This window comes from Pumilibacter muris (assembly GCF_943193045.1).
In the GTDB taxonomy this organism is placed as follows: Bacteria; Bacillota; Clostridia; order Christensenellales; family Pumilibacteraceae; genus Pumilibacter; species Pumilibacter muris.
In genome coordinates this window covers 312,107-331,601 of sequence record NZ_CALPCN010000001.1, presented here as the reverse complement: position 1 = coordinate 331,601, position 19,495 = coordinate 312,107, and the positions used below count along the sequence as shown (strand labels likewise).

General features: G+C 40.3%; 16 protein-coding genes. 10 read left to right on the top strand and 6 right to left on the bottom strand.

What is annotated here, in order from left to right; all coding sequences use genetic code 11:
• Positions 1-50: 50 nt before the first annotated feature.
• The 5 genes from NFR62_RS01610 to thiI are packed head-to-tail and all read left to right on the top strand — an operon-like array spanning position 51 to position 4,761.
• The gene (locus NFR62_RS01610; protein WP_251612681.1) at positions 51-746 is read left to right on the top strand and encodes a response regulator transcription factor; all 696 of its coding nucleotides are present in this window, start codon (positions 51-53) and stop codon (positions 744-746) included.
• Positions 747-749: 3 nt separating this feature from the next.
• Positions 750-1,820 carry a HAMP domain-containing sensor histidine kinase gene (locus NFR62_RS01605; RefSeq protein ID WP_251612678.1) on the top strand — a complete coding sequence of 357 codons (1,071 nt, stop codon included), beginning with the start codon at positions 750-752 and terminating at the stop codon, positions 1,818-1,820.
• A 28-nt stretch (positions 1,821-1,848) separates the two neighbouring features.
• Entirely contained in the window at positions 1,849-2,460 is a 612-nt protein-coding gene (locus NFR62_RS01600; RefSeq protein WP_251612675.1) for a hypothetical protein, read from the top strand.
• A complete protein-coding gene (locus NFR62_RS01595) occupies positions 2,457-3,569 on the top strand; it encodes a cysteine desulfurase family protein (protein WP_251612672.1) in 1,113 nt (370 codons plus the stop codon). Before NFR62_RS01600 ends, NFR62_RS01595 begins: the two co-directional genes overlap by 4 nt.
• A gap of 31 nt (positions 3,570-3,600) precedes the next feature.
• The gene (gene thiI / locus NFR62_RS01590) at positions 3,601-4,761 is read left to right on the top strand and encodes a tRNA uracil 4-sulfurtransferase ThiI (RefSeq protein ID WP_251612670.1); all 1,161 of its coding nucleotides are present in this window, start codon (positions 3,601-3,603) and stop codon (positions 4,759-4,761) included.
• Here thiI and NFR62_RS01585 read toward each other — a convergent pair.
• Complete coding sequence (locus tag NFR62_RS01585) at positions 4,717-6,756, bottom strand: transglycosylase domain-containing protein (protein WP_251612665.1); 2,040 nt, start codon at positions 6,754-6,756, stop codon at positions 4,717-4,719. The two genes, thiI and NFR62_RS01585, sit on opposite strands and share 45 nt — an antisense overlap.
• A gap of 62 nt (positions 6,757-6,818) precedes the next feature.
• Between NFR62_RS01585 and miaB the strand changes: the two genes are divergently transcribed.
• The 5 genes from miaB to NFR62_RS01560 are packed head-to-tail and all read left to right on the top strand — an operon-like array spanning position 6,819 to position 14,810.
• Positions 6,819-8,129 carry a tRNA (N6-isopentenyl adenosine(37)-C2)-methylthiotransferase MiaB gene (gene miaB, locus NFR62_RS01580; RefSeq protein WP_251612662.1) on the top strand — a complete coding sequence of 437 codons (1,311 nt, stop codon included), beginning with the start codon at positions 6,819-6,821 and terminating at the stop codon, positions 8,127-8,129.
• Positions 8,122-10,812 carry a DNA mismatch repair protein MutS gene (gene mutS, locus NFR62_RS01575; protein ID WP_251612650.1) on the top strand — a complete coding sequence of 897 codons (2,691 nt, stop codon included), beginning with the start codon at positions 8,122-8,124 and terminating at the stop codon, positions 10,810-10,812. Before miaB ends, mutS begins: the two co-directional genes overlap by 8 nt.
• A complete protein-coding gene (gene mutL, locus NFR62_RS01570) occupies positions 10,805-12,664 on the top strand; it encodes a DNA mismatch repair endonuclease MutL (RefSeq protein ID WP_251612646.1) in 1,860 nt (619 codons plus the stop codon). The genes mutS and mutL overlap by 8 nt, the downstream gene beginning before the upstream one ends.
• Complete coding sequence (gene miaA, locus NFR62_RS01565; RefSeq protein ID WP_251612643.1) at positions 12,661-13,566, top strand: tRNA (adenosine(37)-N6)-dimethylallyltransferase MiaA; 906 nt, start codon at positions 12,661-12,663, stop codon at positions 13,564-13,566. The genes mutL and miaA overlap by 4 nt, the downstream gene beginning before the upstream one ends.
• Before the next feature lie 11 nt (positions 13,567-13,577).
• Positions 13,578-14,810, top strand: a complete 1,233-nt coding sequence (locus tag NFR62_RS01560; protein WP_251612640.1) for a methionine gamma-lyase family protein — start codon at positions 13,578-13,580, stop codon at positions 14,808-14,810.
• Positions 14,811-14,846: 36 nt separating this feature from the next.
• Here NFR62_RS01560 and NFR62_RS01555 read toward each other — a convergent pair whose 3' ends face one another.
• From NFR62_RS01555 to NFR62_RS01535, 5 genes are all read right to left on the bottom strand, one after another.
• Positions 14,847-15,929 (bottom strand): tyrosine-type recombinase/integrase, encoded by a 1,083-nt coding sequence (locus NFR62_RS01555; RefSeq protein ID WP_251612637.1) that lies wholly within the window; start codon positions 15,927-15,929, stop codon positions 14,847-14,849.
• A 239-nt stretch (positions 15,930-16,168) separates the two neighbouring features.
• Positions 16,169-16,609 (bottom strand): hypothetical protein, encoded by a 441-nt coding sequence (locus NFR62_RS01550; protein WP_251612633.1) that lies wholly within the window; start codon positions 16,607-16,609, stop codon positions 16,169-16,171.
• Positions 16,610-16,715: 106 nt separating this feature from the next.
• Complete coding sequence (locus tag NFR62_RS01545; RefSeq protein ID WP_251612630.1) at positions 16,716-17,828, bottom strand: hypothetical protein; 1,113 nt, start codon at positions 17,826-17,828, stop codon at positions 16,716-16,718.
• Between the two features lie 65 nt (positions 17,829-17,893).
• Complete coding sequence (locus NFR62_RS01540; RefSeq protein WP_251612627.1) at positions 17,894-18,574, bottom strand: M48 family metallopeptidase; 681 nt, start codon at positions 18,572-18,574, stop codon at positions 17,894-17,896.
• Positions 18,574-19,323 (bottom strand): acyl-[acyl-carrier-protein] thioesterase, encoded by a 750-nt coding sequence (locus NFR62_RS01535; RefSeq protein ID WP_251612624.1) that lies wholly within the window; start codon positions 19,321-19,323, stop codon positions 18,574-18,576. The genes NFR62_RS01540 and NFR62_RS01535 overlap by 1 nt, the downstream gene beginning before the upstream one ends.
• Between the last annotated feature and the right edge of the window lie 172 nt (positions 19,324-19,495).

Genomic DNA, 19,495 nt, shown 5'->3' with positions numbered 1-19,495 from the left:
ACAAATTTAGTATAATTTATATATTAAGTCGGTTAAAAGGTTTTATTTATATGTCAAACGGCAAAATTTTAATAGTTGACGACGACGACAATATATGTCAACTGCTAACTTTGTATTTGGTGAAAGAAGGCTACGGCACTTCCGTTTGCCACAACGGCAAAGACGCGATTAAACTTTTAAAAGAAACTAAATTCGACCTCGTGCTTTTAGACGTGATGATGCCTCAAATGGACGGCTATATGACGCTTACGGAAGTACGAAAATTTTCCGATGTTCCCATTATAATGGTGTCGGCAAAAGGCGAACCTATGGATAAAATCAGCGGGCTCGACTACGGCGCCGACGATTACGTTACCAAACCTTTCGAGCCGCAAGAGCTTCTTTCGCGCATAAAAGCATTATTAAGGCGCACTCAGGCGCACACGGCAACCGAGAAAGAGCCCGAAAATTCGGACATTCAGTTAGACGACCTCTATATCAGCATAAAAAACTATATTGTGAAAGTCGGCGGAAAACCTATTGACATGCCGCCAAAAGAAATCGAGTTGCTTCATTGCCTCGCCTCGCAGCCTATGCAGGTTTTCACGCGCGAGCAACTGCTTCAAAAAGTTTGGAGTTCCGACTATCAAGGCGACGCCAGAACAGTTGACGTTCATATAAAACGGATTCGCGAAAAGTTGGGTATGGGCAAAAGTTGGCGACTCAATACGGTCTGGGGCGTGGGGTATAAATTCGAAGTGTTATAATTTATGAAAGTGTTCAATAAATACGTTTTCAGAAGCATTATTTTTGCGGTTGTGCTTGCGGCAACAATATTTTGCCCGTTGTTTTTTTTGCTTCCGAAAATGTCCTCGCCGTTGCAAAAAGCGCTTCTTGCGGCGATTGTATGTGTTGCAGCGGCAATCGAAGCCGCCGTGCATATAAGCGTTAGCTATAAACTGACTGTCGAACCGGTAAAACTCATAAACGAAACGGCAAAAAAATTAGGCAACGGGGAATACAACGAACACACAAAAATTAAATTTGCCGACGAGGAGCTTAAAAAACTTGCAAAGAGCATAAACAACATAGCCGACGAATTCGAAAACCTCGAGCAAATGCGAAAATCGTTTGTTGCGAACGCTTCGCACGAACTGCGCTCTCCGCTAACCTCTATGCAAGGCTTTTTACAGGCAATTTTAGACGGAACAATCGCCGTAGAAGACAGCGAAAAATATCTTAAAATTGTTCTCAACGAAACAAAACGACTAAATTCGTTAATAACTTCTATGCTCGACCTGTCGCGTATGGATTCCGGAAAATATCCGCTCGTAATGTCTCGGTTTGAAATAAACGCGGTAATCCGACAAATCGTTGAACGTTTCGAACCCAACCTTGTAAAAAAGGAACTTCAATGCGATATAGACTTCGCGCAATCGGCAAACTATGTGTTCGCCGATAAAGACAAAATAATTCAAGTGCTCGTTAATCTTATAGACAACGCAATTAAATATTCGCCCGCATATTCTCGTATACTCGTTACCACCCATGTGCACGGCGACAAAATTTACATTGCCGTTAAAGACAAAGGCTTCGGAATAAGCAAAAAAGACCAAATGCTTATATGGGACAGATTTTACATGGCGGATAAAGCTCGAACTCCCAACAAGAGCAAAGGCACAGGCTTAGGGCTCAGCATAGTAAAAAAAATAATCGACGACCACAAAGAAGCTATCAGAGTGGAAAGCAACAAAGGCGCGGGTTCCGCATTTATATTCACTCTCACGCTTTTCGACTCGTCTAAACACAAAATAGACAACGGAACGTTGCAAAAGGCTTAATAAAATATAATTTTGCGAGGAACGCATTTTGGAACTTTACTGCGAACAGAACGTAAACAACACAAGTATAGACAAGCACAGAAAACGCAACTCGATTTTATCCGTGCTTAGAAAAGTTTTGTTGGGCATAGGAATTGTTTTGTTGTTTTTTCTGCTCGGCTTCGGAGTGAACATAGGCAACGGAATTGTTACCATCATTTTAGGCGTGGCAATCAGTTTATTTGCAGCCGCTCCTTTCGTACTCGCCTTTGTGTTTTTAGGCAGATATCTCAAAAACGTAAGCTCGGAATACGATTATATTCTGAACGGCGGCATACTACGCATTGTAAGAGTAATTCAACGAAGCAAAAGAAAATTGATGGCCACAATCCGACTTGATTCCATAGAGTCCATAGGCAAAATTTCAAGCGAAACTTACGAACGGTTCGCCGCGTCAAAAAACCTTAAAAAACAATACGCCGTTTGCAACTACGACGATGAAGAAGCAATAGTGTATGTACGATACAGAAACGAAGGAGAGGACTACTTGCTGCATATAGAACCCAACGAAGAACTTGTGTCGTCTATTAGGCGAAGCTTGCCGCGAATAAGCATAATGGACAAAAGCATGAACAATCTTAACCCCGTGAAAAAACAATGATTTATTTAGATAACGCGGCAACAACAAAACCGCTCGAAAGCGTAATAGCGGTAATTGAAAAATTTTATAGAGAACTGTATTATAACCCTTCCGCGCTTTACACTTCGGCAACAAACGTAGCTTTCGAAGTGGAACGCGCCCGAACCTACATAAGCGAACAACTCGGCGGAAACGGAAAAGTTTTTTTTACCTCGTGCGCAACCGAATCAAACGCATGGGCTTACGGTAGCGGCGTCAAAAACAAAAAAGGCAATGTTGTGGTATCTATGGGCGAACACGCTTCCGGTTATGAAAACGCAAAAGCGCTGATAAGCAAAGGATACGACGTTCGATTCATTAAACTGCAAAGCGACGGCAGAATCGACAACGCCGACTTTTTGAAAAAAATAGACGAAAACACGACTTTTATTTCGGTTATACATTGCAGCAACGAAACCGGAGCAATAAACGATTTAAAAAAACTTTCAGTCTCCGCAAAATCGGTTGCGCCGAAAGCAATTTTTCACAGCGATGGGGTTCAAGCGTTAGGGAAAATTCCCGTGAACTGCAACGAACTCGGCATAGACTTATACAGCGTCAGCGCGCACAAAATAGGCGGAGTAAAAGGGATAGGCGGCTTGTGGGTTAGAAACGGCTTGCGTTTGAATCCGCTATTGTGCGGCGGCGGGCAAGAGTTTGGAGCGCGTTCGGGAACCGAAAACACAGCGGGAATAGCAAGCTTTGCCGAAGCGCTTTCGGTTTTCAAAAACAACGACAATAAAAAAATCCGAGCGCTACGCGAAAACATGAAATCCGCATTGTCGGCTATAAAAGGCGTAGAGTTTAACGACTGCGAACAAGTTTCGCCGTATATATTGTCTTTTTCGGTTGCGGGAATAAAATCCGAAATAATTCAACGGCTGTTAAGCGACAGGGGAATACTCATAGGTTTAGGCTCCGCATGCGCTTCAAAGCATCGTAATAATCGCATATTAGAAGCTATGGGCAGAAGTATGACACACATAGAGGGCAGTATGCGCATTAGTTTTTCGCAAGAGACTACCGATACCGACATTAAAACTGCCGCAAGCGCAATATGCGAATGCGTTCGTAATTTTCGCGGATTTTAACACTCGCAAATATATATTAAGAGGAACCGATTTGGAAAACGTTATTGTTATTCGCTACGGCGAACTTTATCTCAAAGGTAAAAACAGAGCTTTTTTTGAAAGACTGCTCATTAAAAATATCAAATACAAACTTAAAAATTTTAATTGCGAGTTGGAAGTAGGACGCAGCCGTTATCTTGTTAAAAATTATGCGGCGGAAGCGGAAAACGAAATTATCGCGGCACTCGGCACCGTATTCGGCATACATTCGATAAGCGTAGCCGTATGCGTACCCAACAACTACGAATCGCTTGAAAAGCACGCTGTAGCGGCGGCACCGTTATCTGGAACTTTTCGAGTAAGCGTAAATCGAGGCGACAAACGCTATCCCATAACCTCCATAACGCTCGCCGCCAAAATCGGCGATGCGATTTTGCGGTCTAACCCTAATTTAAGCGTAGATTTGCACAATCCGTTAAACACCGTTTGGGTTGACGTAAGAGAAAACGGAACCGCATATATTTACGGTAAAATAATAGGAGGCTTAGGCGGAATGCCGGTGGGAAGCGCGGGAAGAGGACTGCTTTTGCTATCCGGCGGCATAGACAGCCCTGTGGCAGGCTATATGATGGCAAAACGCGGTATGAGTTTCGACGTTCTGCATTTCCATTCCTATCCTTACACAAGCGAACAAGCCAAAAATAAAGTTATAAAACTTGCTTCCGTCTTAAAAAAATACTGCGGCAAAATAAGAATGTATTGCGTATCGGCAACAAAAATTCAGGAAGCGATTCACAAAGACTGCTCAGACTCATACATGATAACATTACTTCGCCGCTTCATGATGCGGATAGCCGAAAAAACGGCGCAAAAACTCGAATGCGGGTGCATTATAAACGGCGAAAGCTTAGGGCAAGTGGCAAGCCAGACGCTTGAAAGTATAACGGTAACAAACGACACAGTTAAAACCATGCCGATTTTCAGACCGCTTATAGGAATGGATAAACAGGAAATAATAAATATCGCGGAAAAAATGGGTACCTACGAAACGTCGATTCTGCCTTACGAAGACTGTTGCACAGTGTTTTTACCCGAAAATCCGGTAACAAGACCCACAATTTCAAAAACGGAAGAAGAAGAAAAAAAGATTTTAAATTACGACGAACTTTTAAGCGAGGCTTTCGACAATCTCGAACTCCTCAAAGTCTTCTGAAAAATCGTTAAATTCGAAAGGTAATTCTGAAGATTCGGGATACGAATATTTTGAAGGAAGATTGCTTTTTGAAAAATATTCTTGCTTGCAGTAGCGTTTGGGCAACTCTGGCGACGCAAGGTAAACTATTCCTTCGTCTAACAATTTTTTATTATCAATCGCAAGTCTTTCAACGGTATTCGGAACCTCGAATTTACTTTTATCGTTTAAAATTTCAAGAACGGTTTTAGCAACCGCAGCAGGCTCTCTTCCGCCGTATATGTTTTTGCCTTCGCCGTCATTACCGAACCATACCGCAACGGTATAGCGGGGAGTATATGCAACGCAATATGCGTCGCAATTTTTATCGCCGCGTTCAACAGTTCCCGTTTTTGCGGCAACATTACTAAAACCGCTCAATTTTTTAGCCGTTCCGCTTTCGGCGCATTTCATAAGCATATCCGTCAGCAAAAACGCAGTATCCGTTCTCACAGCGCGCCTACCGTCCGCGCTTTTTTTATTGTATGCGTTTTTTTCGTCTATCGAAATCGAGCGCACATATTCACTTTTTTTATAAACGCCGCCCCTTGCCAAAGTAGCGTAAGCGTCGGCAAGACTTTTAAGAGTGACGCCTTCGGTCATGCCGCCGAGAGCCACAGCAAGCCCCGTGTCTTTATCCGAAAACCTTAACCCGAATTTTGACGCCACCGACTTAGAATAGGGCAAACCGCACATATCGGTAAGCTTAACTGCGGGAATATTCAAAGAATATTTCAAACTCTCCGCCACTGTCACATTTCCGTAATATGTGTCTCCGAAATTCTTGGGCTCGTATCCGTTAAAATCGGTTCTCTCGTCTTTTATTATCGAAACGGGATACACCGATTTTTTTTCAAGAGCGGAAGCATAACTGACAAAAGGTTTTATAGCGGAGCCCGGCTGACGCAAAAGGGTGGGAGTTCCGTAAACATTCCCCAAATCGCATAGTATTTCGCTTGCCATATTATCCACAATAATCGCTCTAAAATCATGCGCCCCATTCAGTAGTATGTTAGACATACTACTGAAAATCGCGTCAAATAACCGTTTGTTTATATTCGCAGTTATACGCGGCTTCTTTTCGAAGACCTCTTCGGGCAGGCAGTCGAGCTTTTCCGCCGTTTCGGCAATTACGTTTTCTATATACACCGACAACGGATTTTCACGAGGTTTATTCACTTTAAGTTCTTTTTTCTTTTCGATTTCAGCCTGTTCTTTGGTTATTTTACCGTTATCAACCATTCTTGAAAGAACGGTATTGCGGCGCTTTTCGGCTTGAGCAAGATTCGTTACGGGGTTAAAGCGCGACGGATTGTTGATTATCCCCGCAAGCGCGGCACTTTCCGAAATATCAAGTTCAGCCACGTTTTTATTAAAATATGCGCGCGCCGCTTGCCCGATTCCGTAAACGTTATTCCCGAAATATAAAACGTTTAAATAAGCTTCCAAAATTTCCTCTTTCGAATACTCTTTTTCGAGTTGTTTGGATAGTCTTATTTCTTGAAATTTTCTCGTAAAAGTTTTTTCGTTCGATAGGTGGGTGTTTTTTATAAGTTGTTGAGTAATAGTGGAAGCCCCTTCCTTAAACTCGAACGACAATATATTGTTTTTCGCGGCACCCAGCATTCTAATATAATCTATTCCGCCATGAGAATAAAAACGCTTATCTTCTATACTCACAAACGCGGCTTTTGTTTGCTCGGGAACATCTTCGAGCGAGGTGTATATTCTGTTCTTGCTGTATATCCCGTCGGCAAGCACGTCACCCTCAGAATCGTAAATCGTTACGGTTTGACGAATTCGGTTAAGCTTATTTATGTCAAGCTCACGCCAGCCGAATATTTTAACTGCGGGGCTTGTAAGAGTAAAAAAGGCTATGCAAGCAACTGCCAAAATTACCGCAATCGCAATACTTATTCCTATAAGCCAACGTTTCACTCTCATGCAAATAGTATTGCTATATTTATAAAATTCCATACAATCAAGCGTTTTTACTATACATTTTTTTAATTTTCCATTATAATAGTTACGGAGGTTTTATGAGCAACTCCTATAAAATTATAACATACGGCTGCCAAATGAACGTTCACGAGTCCGAAAAAATAGCGGGCATGCTTGAAAACGAGGGTTTTACACCAACAGAAGATACCGACAACGCCGACGTTGTTGTGCTAAATACCTGTTGCGTGCGCGAGAGCGCCGAAACACGCGTTCTCGGTAATCTCGGCATTTTAAAAAAAGCAAAAGAACGCAAACCCGACATGAAAATAATAGTATGCGGTTGTATGACTCAGGCTGACGGAGCAGCCGAAAAATTAAAAAAACGTTGCCCATTTATAAACGCGATTTTAGGCACCCATAATCTTTATAAACTTCCCGAATTATTGCATGACAAAGCCAAAAAAACTCGCGTTGAAATAACGCAAGAACATGGTATTAACGAAAATATACCGATTGTGCGAACTTCAGGAATAAACGCATGGGTTAATATTATGTACGGGTGCAATAATTTTTGTTCGTATTGTATTGTTCCCTATGTTCGGGGAAGAGAACGCAGCCGCGAAAAAAACAATATTATATCCGACGTTAAGCGCCTTATAGCCGACGGCTACAAGCAAATAACCCTTCTCGGACAAAACGTAAACTCTTACGGCAACGACTTGCAAGAAAAAAACGAAAATTTTCCATCTCTTTTGCGCGATTTATCCGGTTTGGAAGGCAAATTCAGAATTAAATTTATGACCTCGCACCCGAAAGACATTAAAACCGAAACGGTAGATGCAATAAAGGAAAGCGATAAACTTTCGCACTTTGTACATATGCCCGCGCAATCGGGAAGCGACCGAATTTTACATTTGATGAACCGCAAATATACTGCGGCGGAATACATGGCAAAAATCGATATGTTGAAAAACAAACTCTCCGACGTGGGATTATCGGGCGATATCATGGTAGGATTTCCCACCGAAACGGAAGAAGATTTTGCCGACACTTTAAAGCTCGTATCCTCAACGGAATACAATAATTTGTATACGTTTATATATTCGCGGCGCAGCGGAACACCTGCGGCGTCAATGGACGGACAAGTTCCCATAACGGATAAAAAACGACGTATTCGAGAGCTTATAGAAACGCAATTTTCAATAGGAAACCGCCTTGCCGAAAAGTGCGTAGGGAATACCTACGAAACGTTGTGCGCCGAGTATAAAAACGGCAAAATAATCGGAGAAACAAATTGCGGCAAAGCCGTAACATTCGCAGGCGACGCAAATTTAATAGGGCAGTTCGTAAACGTTAGAATTACGGAAAACAAAAATTCGAAACTGTACGGAGCTATAAAAAATGAGTAACAAAAGAGACAATGAAAATTTTTTGCTTATGACAACCGACAACGTTGACAGAACGCAACTTTCGTCTATGATGCAAGCATACATAGACCTAAAAAAAGAAAACAAAGAGTATATAATATTATATCGTTTAGGCGATTTTTACGAAATGTTCTTTGAGGACGCCGTATTGATAAGCCGCGAACTCGAGCTCACTCTTACAAGACGCAAATGCGGACTTAACTTTCCCGCTCCTATGTGCGGCGTACCGTATCATGCCGTAGATTCGTACATTGCAAAGCTTATTCAAAAAGGTTATAAAGTTATGATTTGCGAACAAAGCGACAAAACCGACGAAAAAGGTTTGGTTGTTCGTGAGGTAACTCGCATAATAACGCCGGGCACCGTTACCGAAAGCAACATGCTCACCGAAGATAAAAACAATTATATTGCGGGAATTTATTACCACGACAACGCGGTAGGCATATCTTGGGCGGATATATCGACGGGAGAATTTAACCATACTTATTTCGATAGACAAATAGCGTCGGGACTAAACGACCTTTTGGCAAGAATAGAACCCGTCGAAGTAGTTTGCAACGAAGAAATGTTCGCCGAAAGCATTAACCTATCCATCGTTAAATACGGGGGAGTATGCCCCTTCACAACGTACGACGAATCGGCGTTCGAATACGAAAACGCTTTTGCCGCACTAAAAGCTATATTGCCGACCGAAAACATTTCGGCTATAAAAAGCGAACACAGCATACGGGCGGCAGGAGCGCTTTTAACTTACATACAAAACATGCAAAAGTGCGCGGTAGCAAATATTAGCTCTATAAAAAACGACGAAAACGACAAATATTTAATCATAGACGCAAATGCCCGTTGTACCCTCGAACTCACAAAAACGCTTTCAAACACAAAAAACGCCTCTTCGGGTTCTCTCATGTGGTGTTTGAACAGAACCAAAACGGGTATGGGTGCCCGCATGCTACGAAAATGGATTGAGATGCCGGAAATAGACGTAACAACTATAAATATGCGTCTTGATTTTGTGGAAGAACTTACTAAAAAAACCGTTGAACGCAAAAAATTACAAACTATTTTGGATTGTATGTATGACATAGAACGCCTTACGAGTCGTTTAACTCACGGAAGGATAACCCCCGACGAATTTATGGCTCTCGAACGTTCGCTCAGCAATATGGAACCGTTGCAAAAACAGCTCAAATCGTTTAATTGCGAGTTGGCGCAAAACATATACTCAAATTTGCCCGAATTCACCGAAGAATGTCAGTTAATTCAATCGGCATTACAGGAAAAACAGAATAGCATAGAATACGAAGTTTTAAACGGAAAGAACAAAAACGCTAAAACAAATTCAAAAGTAGAACGCATTTTTAAAAACGGATACGATGCCGACGCCGACAAATTCGAAAATCTTATAATAAACAGTAATCAAATCTTACAAGAAATCGTTGCGTCCGAGAAAGAAGAAACAGGCATAAAAGGGTTAAAAATAGGTTTTAACAATGTTTTCGGTTATTATTTGGAGGTACCAAACTCTCAAATAAATTTGGTGCCGTACCGCTATACAAGAAAGCAAACGGTAACTTCGGGCGAAAGATACATAACCGAAGAGCTCAAAAATATGGAGGAAGAAATTCTTAACGCCGCCGACTCTTTGGAAAAAAGAGAAGCATTTCTATACGTCGATTTAAAAGAAAAGATTGCTTCTCATCACGAAAAATTCCAAAATGCCGCAAAGTACGTTGCAATTCTCGATTGCCTTGTTTCATTCGCAGCCGTCGCAAAAGAAAACAACTATATTAAACCTAAGGTAAACAACGGCAAAATCATAAAGATTAACGAAGGTCGGCATCCCGTAGTTGAAAAACTCCTTAAAGATGAGGACTTTGTTCCCAACAACACATTTATCGATTCGGGCGACAACAAAATTATGTTGATTACAGGTCCCAATATGGCGGGAAAAAGTATTTACATGAAACAGGTGGCGCTTATTTCCATAATGGCGCAGATAGGCAGCTTTGTTCCGGCAAATTCCGCCGAAATCGGCATAGTAGACAAAATTTTTACAAGAGTGGGAGCAAGCGACGATTTAGCTTCGGGACGAAGCACTTTTATGGTGGAAATGTCGGAAGTTTCGTACATTCTCGAAAATGCGACCGATAATTCTTTGATTCTTATGGACGAAATCGGAAGGGGAACTTCCACATTCGACGGATTAAGCCTTGCAAAAGCAATAATAGAACATCTTTCGCAAAATTTAAATGCCAAAGTTTTGTTTTCCACTCATTACCACGAATTAACAGACCTCGAAGAACGGTTGACGGGGATAAAAAATTATAAACTTACCGTAAAAGAAGCAAACAATACGATAGTTTTTTTAAGAAAAGTTATGCGCGGAAGCGCAAACCGCAGCTTCGGAATAGAAGTGGCGAGCCTATCGGGACTGCCGAACCAAATAGTGAATCGAGCAAAAGAAGTTTTAAAACAGCTTGAAAACTCGGAATTACAAAACGAATCGACTTCTTCGGGAAAGCAAATTTCGTTATTTGTTCCCGACGGAAAAACTCATGAAATAGTTAAGATTTTGCGCGAACTCGACACCGACAATATAACGCCGCGCACGGCGTTGGATATTTTAAACGACTTGAAAGAAAAGGCGACAATCAATGAGTAAAATAAACATTCTCGACAGCTCGGTTTTTAACCGTATTGCGGCGGGAGAAGTAGTTGAAAATCCGAAATCGGTAATTAAAGAGCTTGTAGAAAACAGCATAGACTCGGGAGCAACGTCTATAGCAGTAGAAATTCGCGGAGGCGGAATAGAATATATTTGCGTTACCGATAACGGAAAAGGCATAACCAAAGACGATTTGCCCGTTGCTTTTATGCCGCATGCAACAAGCAAAATAAGCAATATAAAAGACCTTGAAAATATTTCCACTTTGGGATTTCGCGGCGAGGCTTTGCCAAGTATCGCCTCAGTTGCCGAAGTGGAAATGGCGTCGAGAACACAAGATACCGAGCTTGGGTATAAAATAGCTCTTGTAAACGGAAAAATCGAAAGCGAAGGGGAGTGCGGCATACCCTACGGAACAAAAGTAACAGTCAGAAATCTATTTAAAAACGTTCCCGCGCGAGCAAAATTTCTTAAAAAGCCTCAAATGGAAGAGAGCGCCGTTACCGAGTTCATTTCAAAAATTATACTTTCAAATCCGTTTTTAAAAATTAAATACATTGTAAACCGCAACACAGAATTGCAATCGGACGGCAACGGCATCGAATCCGCCATATTAACTGTATACGGCGAACATTTTTTGCAAAATTTAACTCAAATATCATATAATATGCCAGACATATCACTATTTGGTTATATATGTAATCCCGATTTCACAAAACACAACCGCACATATCAAACTTTAATAGTAAACGGTCGATATATCATAAATTCCGAAATATCTTACTGTATTCAACAATGTTATCAAAATTATTTAATGAAACGGCAATTTCCCGCTTACGTCTTGTATTTGAATATTCCCTCCGACATGGTGGACGTAAACGTTCACCCCAATAAGCTCGACGTGCGTTTTGCCAACGAAAAGCGATTAAAAGGAATAATATACAACACCGTAAAAACAAAAGTAGACGAACTTGCAATCGCGCCGACTTCGTTTTCTACGGTTACCGAATTTCCTTTTGAAAATAATTTAACAGCATCGGAGCTAAGCGCGGAAACCGCTATTACAAAAATTTCGGAAGAACCGCGAATTTCAATAGAACAAGGAATTACTTCAATAGCCGAACCGAGCATAATTCGCACAAAAATAAACAACTTTATACAAAAGGCTACTTTTAACAAAAAAACACACATATCCGATAATCAAGGCATTTCACAAAACGCAAACAATGATAACACGAACAGCAATTTAAATACAAACGAAACCTTTTTAACGAACGACCTCGCAGAATCCCGATATGCGGGCAAACTATTTAATACTTATCTTTTCGTGGAAAGCGGGGAAAACTTTTACATTATCGACCAACACGCCGCGCACGAAAAGCTTTTGTACGACAAATTAGTTGCTCAAACAGACAAAAGCGAAATGGCAATTCAAGATTTATTGCTTCCTTATATTTTTGACGTAACGCCGACGGAAGCAATAATCCTTTCAGAAAATTTAGAACAAATCAATTCGTGCGGATTTAAAATTGACAAACTGCACGGCAATTCGTTTTCACTTTACGCGCTACCCGTATGTTGTTGTGAAATGAATTTTAAAAAGTTTATTTCCGATTTAATGAACGACATAACTTCAAAAAAGAACCGTTCCGATTTTATAAAAGAAAGTCTAATGCAAGCTGCATGCAAAAGCGCGGTAAAAGGCGAAATGGATTTAACGCAAAACGAAATAGACAGCCTTATAACCGATATGCAAAAATCGGGGAGTGCAAAATTTTGCCCGCACGGACGCCCGACGGTAATAAAATTTTCCAAATACGAGTTGGAAAAATTCTTTAAACGTGCATGAATAAGTTGCTTATAATAGGCGGGCCTACCGGAATAGGAAAATCGGAACTCGCAGTTAAATTAGCCAAACGTTACAATGCGGTAATTTTGAGCGCCGATTCCGCTCAGATTTATAAAGGCATGAATATCGGCACCGGGAAAATAACCGAAAGCGAAAAATGCGGTATTTTACATACTATGATAGACATAGTAAATCCAAACGAAGATTATTCGGTACAAAATTACTGCAATGATGCAAAAAAAATTATTTCACAACTCCATATTAAAAACCGCCTGCCCATTGTGGTGGGCGGCACAGGGCTATATATCAACGCGCTAATCAACGAGCAAAATTTTGCCGACGCAAAACCCGATTATGAGCTTCGAGAACGGCTTCGCGCCATATGCGACGAAAAAGGCGCTGCGGAACTACACGCTATGTTGCAAGCGGTAGATAAACAATCTGCAGAAAAAATTCCTGTAAACGACGTTAAACGAACTATTAGGGCGCTTGAAATCCACTCGCAAACAGGAAAAAGCAAATCGCAATCCGTCACGCAAAAAACTTGCCCTTACGACGTTAAATTCTTTATTCCCGAAATGGATAGAACAAAACTGTACGAGCGAATAAACCTACGGACAGACGCAATGATTGAAAACGGACTGTATGACGAGGTTCTTTCGCTTAAACCGTTTTGGGAATGCCGTAGCATGCAAGCAATAGGTTATAAAGAGGTTATCGCGTCGATAAAACAAAATATAAGCTGTGCCGAAACCGCAGAGATAATTAAACAAAATTCACGTAAATACGCTAAACGACAAATTACTTTTTTTAAATGGATTAGTTCCGAAAAAACTTATGTTAGCGAAAATTTTTTTGAAAACACAATTAAAATTACCGACGAATGGCTGAACGGAAATTAGGAGATATGGTTATGAACACAGAACGTTTAATAGAAGAATGCGAAAAAAATTCCGCTCAAATTTTTGCCGCAATAGACGGGATAGCATACAAAAATCAAGTAAGAGTTTTGCAAGCTTTTAAAAAATTTAAAATAGCTCTGCGGCATTTTGCGCCTACCACAGGCTACGGCTACGACGACACGGGAAGAGACACCCTTTCGGAAGTTTTCGCGGAAATTTTCGAAGCCGAGAAAGCAATAGTTTCTCCGATGATTACGTCGGGCACACACGCTTTAACGCTTATGCTTTTCGGAATTTTGCGGCCGGGCGACGTCATGCTGTCGATTACAGGCGACGTATACGACACGTTACAAGGCGTAATAGAGGGAAAGGGTACAGGTTCGTTAAAAGATTTCGGAATAAAATATGAAAAAATAGAACTTGAAAACGGCAATTTTAATTTACCCGACATTAAAGACGCAATAAAAAAATTGCAACCGAAAATGATTTTTATTCAACGTTCGCGCGGATACAGTTGGCGAAACGCTCTTTCCGTAAGCGAAATAAAAAACGTTTGCAAATTTCTTAAAGAGCTTGCTCCGTCGCTAATTATAGCCGTAGACAACTGCTACGGAGAGTTCACGGCAGAACATGAACCGACAGCGTTAGGCGCCGATATTTGTGCCGGCTCCATGATTAAAAATCCGGGCGGGGGACTTGCCCCCACAGGCGGATATATAGCCGGAAAATCAAATTTAATCGAAACCGTAGGGTATAGGCTGACCGCGCCAGGAGTGGGAACTGAGGTAGGCTCATACGCAGCAGATTACCGTCCGTTTTATCAAGGTCTTTTTATGGCGCCGCACGTTACGGCGCAAGCTCTCAAAGGAGCGGTATTATTCGGAGCGGTATTTTCAAAGCTCGGATACGAAACTTCGCCGACCGAAAACGATATTCCCAACGATATTATTTGCTCAATAAAATTTGGAAACAAAGAAGATTTAATAACGTTTTGCAGAACCGTTCAATCGGTTTCGCCGATAGACAGCCACGTTGTTCCATATCCTTGGGACATGCCCGGTTACGGCAATCAAGTTATAATGGCTGCGGGAACGTTCGTTCAAGGAGCGTCAATCGAACTCAGCGCGGATTCGCCCATTAAAGAACCGTATATAGCATATTTGCAAGGCGGTTTAACTTATGAGCATATCAAATTTGCAGTAACTCAATGCGCCGCTCAAATTATTGCGAAAAACACAAAATAGGGAGTTGTATTACACGCATACTACTGCGATTTTACATTATTTATCGTCGGAAGGTTTATGCAAACTTACGACATCGGCGGCTTTTTTTCTAATATCTTCGCTCATCTCGGCATAATGTTTTTTGGTAGTATTTACGTCGCTGTGCCCGAGTACATCGGCAACAACATATATATCTTGTGTGGCTCTATAAAGCGACGTTCCGAACGTGCTACGCAGTTTATGAGGCGTAATATTTTGCGAAGTAACAGTTTTGCTGTATTTTTTCACAAGATTTTCAACAGAACGCACGCAATAACGAGTTCCTTGATTTGATAGAAACATAGCATCCGTCAGTCGCGCTTTTTTTCCGAAAGCATCGTTAGGGGAGTTCATTTTTTCTTGCAACCATTCCAAATATTCAATTAACGCCGATTTTACTTCTTCGGAAAAATACAAAACGCTTTTATTGCCGCCTTTTCGCGTAACAGTAAAACTATTGTCGTCGAAATGAAAATCTTTTCTATTTAATCCAACAAGCTCGCTTACGCGAATACCTGTGCCTAAAAACAACGTTAAAACAGCCGTGTCACGCTTAGCATATTTTTTTTGATAGCTTTTTTGCCTTTTAGTCAAATTATTTCCGTGTTCAGCTTCCGACAACAACAAGTCAACTTCGTCCGGATTTAACCGTATAATAGGTTTTTGATGCAGTTTAGGCAAATCGACTTTTGCACAAACGTTTGAAGATAATTTGTCTTTCTTAAAATAATATTTAAAAAACGAACGTAACGACGACAATTTTCTTTCTTTGGCTCTTTCTTCGCAAGAATAGGATTTTCCGTCAACCGTATAGTGCGACAAATAGTCTAAATACAATTCTATATCGAAAGCTTTCAATTTTTCTATATTATCTAACGAAATTTCAAGTACGGGAATATTATATTTTTTCTCACTCAAATAACGAAAAAACACCTTTAAATCATACGCATAGTTTAATCTTGTGAGCACGGTTGTGCGCATTTGTATTCCTATAAAAAATTCGTAAACAAAATCGGGCAATGTGTCCAAAATTTCACGCAGACGTTCCATGCCGTGCTCATTTCGTTCTTTAAAGTAATTGTCTCCGTTTTTAATACTCATGTTAAAAAATTTATCTCCAAAAAAAACGTAACAAATAGCCACAAATATTATAACATAAAATTAGCAAAAGCCAAAACTTTTTATAACATTTATATAATTTAAGAATCAAAGGGTTGAAAAATTGCTTTTTTATACTCTATTTCCACTATTTTCACCGATATTATTCGCAAAAGAAGACTTTTGCGAATAGTTTAGTTGGTTAAAAATATAAAAATCCCCCTCACTCTTACCTTTCTCAACTACTCGTCCTGCCCAAACACTTCAAAAACCGAAGACAATTTTACTATAAAATTTTTGTTTCCCGAGAAATGTTGCCCCAAACTGCAATTAAACTTAGCGCTAACGGAATCGCGCATGTTTACATAGTTTTTTTCAATGTAATACGAAATTTTAGTTCTTAAAGCGTCTTCACTCAAATTGCAATGCGATAACTCGGCATAAGCTTTTCCGATTTTCAAACGCCCGCCCTGTAAACTTACCGCGATTAAATTAGCCAACGCATTCATTACGTCTATTGGAACTTCAACAAATCCTATCCGCATCAAAAATTTTTTGATTTTGCTTTGAAGTTCGGTATTTTGAGAAACAACATAATTGCGTTCGTTTTTACCTTCACGAACAATATTCCACTTGTCGAATATAGGCGATATTCCGCCAAGCACAGTATCTTTTTCGCTCATCGTAAAATCGATCTCCCATGAATGCAAGACTTGTATAGTTTTACAACTTTTTACAAAAAATGTCAAGCGTTTGTTATTTCGCTTTTTTATAACCTATACTTCTACCCTATTGAATTCTTTCATAATAGGCATACTTTCCGCCTTTTTCAACTATAAGTACGCCGTTTCCGTATTCTACCCCGTCGCAAGAAAAAAGCTTTTTTAAATTATTGTCGAGAACGGTGACAAGTCCGTTCTCATTACAGAAAAACATTCTACCCTCGTAAATTATTTCTTCGCAGTCGTAAACGTCCCCTTTTGTCGGAGAATAAATCTTATCCTTTCCGTTTTGAGAAATTATAAAGTAGCCCGAAACCGATTTTTCGTACTTTATATCGGTAAATATAGCATCGGTTAGCCGTTCAAATTTATCGTTTAATATCCCGTATTTTCCACCGGATTCGTAACAATAAAATCCGTAACTTTTATTCCCGATACGCATATTATCCGTACCGAACAACTTAGTTCCGCTTTCGTCAATCACCACGTTTTCGCCGTTCGGCATTACCGCCGTTGCCGTTCCTTCGCTGAACGAATGCGCAACAACATAGCAACCTTGCAAAATTTTATTCGCCGACAAATCGACATAACCGAATTTTGCGTCTTGTAATTTTACAACAACTTTTCCCTCGCAAGGCAAATTCGCATAAAATAAACCGCAAGCGGTAAGAGGTAAAAAATTCAAATCGCAAATATAACCGTTTGAAAATAAATATTCTCCGTTTAATAAAGTAGCATCTTTCGAATTACATTTTTTAATCAAAACGGCTTCTTTCGAATCGTATCTTGCATAAAAAGTTTCGGCATATTCGTCAGATATTGCTAAAATCGTATCGTCCGCAATATTGATTTCCGAATAAATCGGCGCTAAAAGTTCAATGCCGAAAACGTTTTTTACTCCGAATTTTCCGTTTGATTCAAAAGCGTATTTCCCTCCCTCAATTTCAACTTCGCTCAAATTCTCGGCAATTTGCGTCAACGTTCCATCGCGACGCAAAACGTAATTTTCGTTTTCTTTTCGAACAAACGCAATGCCGTCGCAAAAAGCTTTTCCGAATGAAAAGTATTCGTCTACAACAGGTTCGAACCCTTCGATTTTTTCCACTTTTAATCCAGAGTCTGCGGAAGAATATCGTTTATAGTCCTTTAAAAACGCTTCATAGCCTTGAACGTTTCCCACAACTGTATAACCGCACTCCAAAAAGCAAGCGCTGAATGCAACTAATATAAATAGACATAATCTTTTTAACGCCATAAATTTATAAGCATTCCCGCATCTTTCAAACACGAAATCGCCTCCTTATAACGCGGATAAATCGTAGCAACCCCTTTCCAAAAATTGCGCGAATGATTATGCTCTACCGTGTGCATCAACTCGTGAACCGCAACATAATCGCATAAGCTTTTCGGCAACATTATCAAACGCCAATTCAGCCTTATTCTATTCGCGGAATCGCAACTCCCCCATTTCGATTTTGCATTAGTCAAAGAAAAATTGCTGTAACTAAAGCCATAATGTTCGCCGATTTCTTTTAATCGCTCGCCAAGATAAGACTTTGCTTCACGCATATAATATTTTTTTACGGCTGCTAAAAACAAATCGGAGCATACAAAAACTCCGTTTGAATAGAATTCCTGAGGTACAAATAAATATTCGTCGTTAGACCAAATTCGCTTTTTATCGGTAACGCGCGGAACAAGGCGTTTTCCGAAATACGGAAATTCACGTCCTTCGAATACGTCGGAATAGCGTTTCATGCGGTCGGAGCTTTCGGCGAGCTTACGCAATATCCATATTTCTTTACTTGCCACAAAATTGTCTATAACTTTAAAATCCGTTTTTAACGGCGCCCTTACGCTTATTTTCCCGTCTTTAACATATATAGTTATGCTTTTGCGTTTAGAGCGACTTACCGAGTATTCCATTATCGCCACTCTATACTTGCCCGAAATATAGGATTTACGCGAGTATTACCGCTCGCCTCAAACCAAGAAGTTTTCCCGTCGGTTTTGGATTTTACGCAGTATTCATTCCCTATTTTCATTTCGCACAAAAAATTAAAATCGAACGCTTTAATTTCATGTGACGAGTAAAAATCAAAATCGCAACAATTAACCATAATGTCGGCATAACGCGCATTGTTCATATGCCCGTTTCTGTCCAAATCGGTTATTTTAACTTGCCCTGCGCTACTTTTCACATCTCCTACAAGAGTATCCAAAACCGGAAGCTGAGGGTTGCCTTCCGGAACCGCATATTTAGGATTGTACGCCGAATCGTCGTAATTAAACAACGGCGAACAACGCCTAACCGCTTTCGATTTAATATCAAGCACGCACCACCGAGAGGTTCCGCGAATTAAACTTTCGCCCGAAACGTCTGTTATATAATAATCCCTAACTGCGTCCACCAAACCGGGCTTATGAGGATATGTAGTTATAATTATTTCTTCACCGAGCTTAGGCGACTTATCTATTATGGCGCTGAGTCGGTTTAATACCCAACACAAATTTTGTTCTTTCATTTCCCCGTAGCCTATTCCGATTTCCGAAGCGTGCACCGTAGCCAAATCTTGAAAATACTCCATAATAGCGCTCGGCTTTATTCTTTCGAGAAAGTCAAATTCGTCTACCGCCGTAACAATTTTTTGACTGTGCTGTAAATAATTCGACATGCCGCCCTCCGTTTAAAAAGCGCAAACCGCTTTAATTCTCAAATATCTCTCAAATAGTATACAATATCGACAAAATTCTTGCAAATCTTTTTATATTATTTTAAAAAATTACTATGCCTTAAATAGTATTCCTATTGACAAAACTGTGAAAAAAGTTTACAATAATAATAGA

Excerpts from the sequence above, each read along its gene's own strand:
- miaB (WP_251612662.1), top strand. The coding sequence starts at position 6,819 with ATGAGCAACTCCTATAAAATTATAACATACGGCTGCCAAATGAACGTT.
- NFR62_RS01550 (WP_251612633.1), bottom strand. The coding sequence starts at position 16,609 with ATGAGCGAAAAAGATACTGTGCTTGGCGGAATATCGCCTATATTCGAC.
- NFR62_RS01585 (WP_251612665.1), bottom strand. The coding sequence starts at position 6,756 with ATGGAATTTTATAAATATAGCAATACTATTTGCATGAGAGTGAAACGT.
- NFR62_RS01595 (WP_251612672.1), top strand. The coding sequence starts at position 2,457 with ATGATTTATTTAGATAACGCGGCAACAACAAAACCGCTCGAAAGCGTA.
- miaA (WP_251612643.1), top strand. The coding sequence starts at position 12,661 with ATGAATAAGTTGCTTATAATAGGCGGGCCTACCGGAATAGGAAAATCG.
- mutS (WP_251612650.1), top strand. The coding sequence starts at position 8,122 with ATGAGTAACAAAAGAGACAATGAAAATTTTTTGCTTATGACAACCGAC.
- NFR62_RS01605 (WP_251612678.1), top strand. The coding sequence starts at position 750 with ATGAAAGTGTTCAATAAATACGTTTTCAGAAGCATTATTTTTGCGGTT.
- NFR62_RS01535 (WP_251612624.1), bottom strand. The coding sequence starts at position 19,323 with ATGTCGAATTATTTACAGCACAGTCAAAAAATTGTTACGGCGGTAGAC.
- NFR62_RS01540 (WP_251612627.1), bottom strand. The coding sequence starts at position 18,574 with ATGGAATACTCGGTAAGTCGCTCTAAACGCAAAAGCATAACTATATAT.
- NFR62_RS01610 (WP_251612681.1), top strand. The coding sequence starts at position 51 with ATGTCAAACGGCAAAATTTTAATAGTTGACGACGACGACAATATATGT.
- NFR62_RS01555 (WP_251612637.1), bottom strand. The coding sequence starts at position 15,929 with ATGAGTATTAAAAACGGAGACAATTACTTTAAAGAACGAAATGAGCAC.
- NFR62_RS01560 (WP_251612640.1), top strand. The coding sequence starts at position 13,578 with ATGAACACAGAACGTTTAATAGAAGAATGCGAAAAAAATTCCGCTCAA.
- mutL (WP_251612646.1), top strand. The coding sequence starts at position 10,805 with ATGAGTAAAATAAACATTCTCGACAGCTCGGTTTTTAACCGTATTGCG.